General features: G+C 69.7%; 2 protein-coding genes and 1 pseudogene. 2 read left to right on the top strand and 1 reads right to left on the bottom strand.

Translation table 11 applies throughout. The annotated features are described in order from the left end of the window. Positions 1 to 454, top strand: a pseudogene (locus tag ACJA3G_RS34835) (serine/threonine protein kinase); the annotation flags it as partial. A gap of 94 nt (positions 455 to 548) precedes the next feature. Here the strand turns inward: ACJA3G_RS34835 and ACJA3G_RS34830 are convergent. Next, positions 549 to 1,832 carry an adenylosuccinate synthase gene (locus ACJA3G_RS34830; protein WP_406557033.1) on the bottom strand — a complete coding sequence of 428 codons (1,284 nt, stop codon included), beginning with the start codon at positions 1,830 to 1,832 and terminating at the stop codon, positions 549 to 551. Positions 1,833 to 1,975: 143 nt separating this feature from the next. Between ACJA3G_RS34830 and ACJA3G_RS34825 the strand changes: the two genes are divergently transcribed. Continuing rightward, the coding region (locus ACJA3G_RS34825; protein ID WP_406557032.1) for a diacylglycerol kinase at positions 1,976 to 2,621 on the top strand (646 nt) is incomplete at its 3' end.

The following is a 2,621-nucleotide window of genomic DNA, read 5'->3' as shown; positions in this document are numbered from 1 at the left end:
CCCCACCACCGACGGGCCGACTACCGGCCCGACCACCAGCGGCCCGACCCCGAGCCCCAGTCCCAGTCCCAGTGAGAGCGCGGCCGGGGACGTCCCCCGGAAGTACCTCGGCACCTGGGCCGGCGCCATCGAGGGCGACTCCGGGTCCAACAGCCGCCGCCTGGTCATCGAGCCCGGCAAGGTCGGCGACACGGTGCTCACGCTCACGGCCGACGGCCCGCTGGACTCCGGCGGTACGTACCACTGCGTCTTCCGCGCCAAGCTCGCCGCCGCCCCGGCCGGACCCGACGACCCGCTGAAGCTCGGCCCGTCGACCGTCGAGTCCGGCCCGGCCACGACCTGCTCCCCGGGCGCCGCCACCACCGTCACGCTCCTCGCGGACGGCCGGCTGCGCCGCGAGAACGACGACACCGGCGAGCTGCTGACGTACGACAGGCAGTCCGAGGCGCAGTAGGCCGCGTGGGTTGTGTCATGCGGCCACGGGTTTCTACGCCGAGGGGCCTGCCGGTACGTACGTACCGGCAGGCCCCTCGTGACGGGCGTCCGCCCTACAGGAACGAGTTGATCTCGATCGTCTCGGTCCGGCCGGGGCCGACACCGATCGCGGAGATCGGCGCGCCCGACATCTCCTCCAGCGCCTTCACATACGCCTGCGCGTTCTTCGGCAGGTCGGAGAAGGTCTGCGCCTTGGTGATGTCCTCGGACCAGCCCGGCAGCATCTCGTAGATCGGCTTCGCGTGGTGGAAGTCGGTCTGGGAGTACGGGAGCTCCTCGACGCGCTTGCCGTCGATCTCGTACGCCACACAGACCGGGATCTGCTCCCAGCCGGTGAGGACGTCGAGCTTGGTGAGGAAGAAGTCCGTCAGCCCGTTGACCCGGGTCGCGTAACGGGCGATCACCGCGTCGAACCAGCCGCAGCGACGGTCGCGACCGGTGGTCACACCGCGCTCGCCACCGATGCGGCGCAGGTCCTCGCCGTCCTTGTCGAACAGCTCGGTCGGGAACGGACCGGCGCCGACGCGGGTCGTGTAGGCCTTGAGGATGCCGATCACACGGCTGATCTTCGTGGGGCCCACGCCCGCGCCCGTGCAGGCACCGCCGGCGGTCGGGTTCGACGAGGTCACGAAGGGATACGTGCCGTGGTCGACGTCGAGGAGCGTGCCCTGGCCGCCCTCGAACAGGACGACCTTGCCCTCGTCGATGGCGTCGTTGAGGATCAGCGTCGTGTCGGCCACGAACGGCTTGATCTGCTCCGCGTACTGGAGCATCTCCTCGACGATCTTCTCCGCCTCGATCGCGCGGCGGTTGAAGACCTTGGCGAGCAGCTGGTTCTTCGACTCCAGCGCCGCCTCGACCTTCTGCGTCAGGATCGACTCGTCGTACAGGTCCTGGACGCGGATACCGACGCGGTTGATCTTGTCCGCGTAGGTCGGGCCGATGCCGCGACCGGTGGTGCCGATCTTGCGGGAGCCGAGGAACCGTTCCGTCACCTTGTCGAGAGTGACGTTGTACGGCGTGATCAGGTGAGCGTTTCCGCTGATGAGCAGCTTGGACGTGTCGACGCCACGCTCGTTCAGCCCGCTCAGCTCGGAGAGCAGGACCGCCGGGTCGACGACGACTCCGTTGCCGATGACCGGGGTACACCCCGGCGAGAGGATCCCGGAAGGGAGAAGATGCAGCGCGTACTTCTGGTCGCCGACGACGACGGTGTGGCCGGCGTTGTTGCCGCCCTGGTAGCGCACTACATAGTCAACGGAACCACCGAGGAGGTCGGTGGCCTTTCCCTTGCCTTCGTCACCCCACTGAGCACCGAGCAGCACAAGTGCGGGCACAGGCGTACACCCCTTCCGGGCGGGGCATGTCCAAGGTCAGGGGCGTGTCGCCGCCTCACCAATGTGCCCCGGAATAGACGAAGCCCCTGGCGCAATAGCGCAAGGGGCTCTTGCACAAAGATGCTACCCGAGGAAGGACCGACGTGTCGGCTGCCGACCGGCTACTGGTGGTCATCGACCCGGTCGCCCGCCGTATCGACGGCGAGTCCGTACGGATCGCGAAAGATGTGCTGTGTGCGGGTGCACAGGCGAAAATATGCTGGCCGGAGGGGGTGGAGGAGTTCTCCCGGGCCCTGGCCAGACGGGGCGATCGGCGGCTGGTGGTGGTCGGGGACGACCGGGCACTGCTACGTACCGTGACCTTGTTGCAACAGGAACACGGGCCGGCGGCCCCGGCCCTGTCCGCAGTGCCCGTCGGCACCGCCTCCTGTGTGGAAATCACCAGGTCACTGGGGGTGCCCACGGGCGCGGTGGCGGCGGCCCGGGCGGTCCTCGACGGCACCCCCCGCCGACTCGGCCTGCTGGTCGACGACGGCGGCGGCGTGGTGCTGGGGGAAGTGCGCATCCCCGCGCCCCCGCCGGCGCCCGTGCGGGCCACGGGGCCGACGGTGTGGGGAACGTGCCGCTCGCTCGTCCGGACGCTGGTGGGGGCGCCGACACCGGTGGCGGCGGCGGTGGCGCACCATTTGCGGATCGAGACGGACGGCACCCTCCTGACCGACCTCGACCGGCCCCTCACGGGCGTGTCGGTGGGGTGCCGGGACGGGGTGGCGCAGGTGATGGTGGAGG

The organism is Streptomyces sp. YS-3, from assembly GCF_045257485.1.
Lineage (GTDB): Bacteria > Actinomycetota > Actinomycetes > Streptomycetales > Streptomycetaceae > Streptomyces.
The sequence above is the reverse complement of the archived record's forward strand: the minus strand, read 5'-3'. Positions and strand labels throughout refer to the sequence as shown.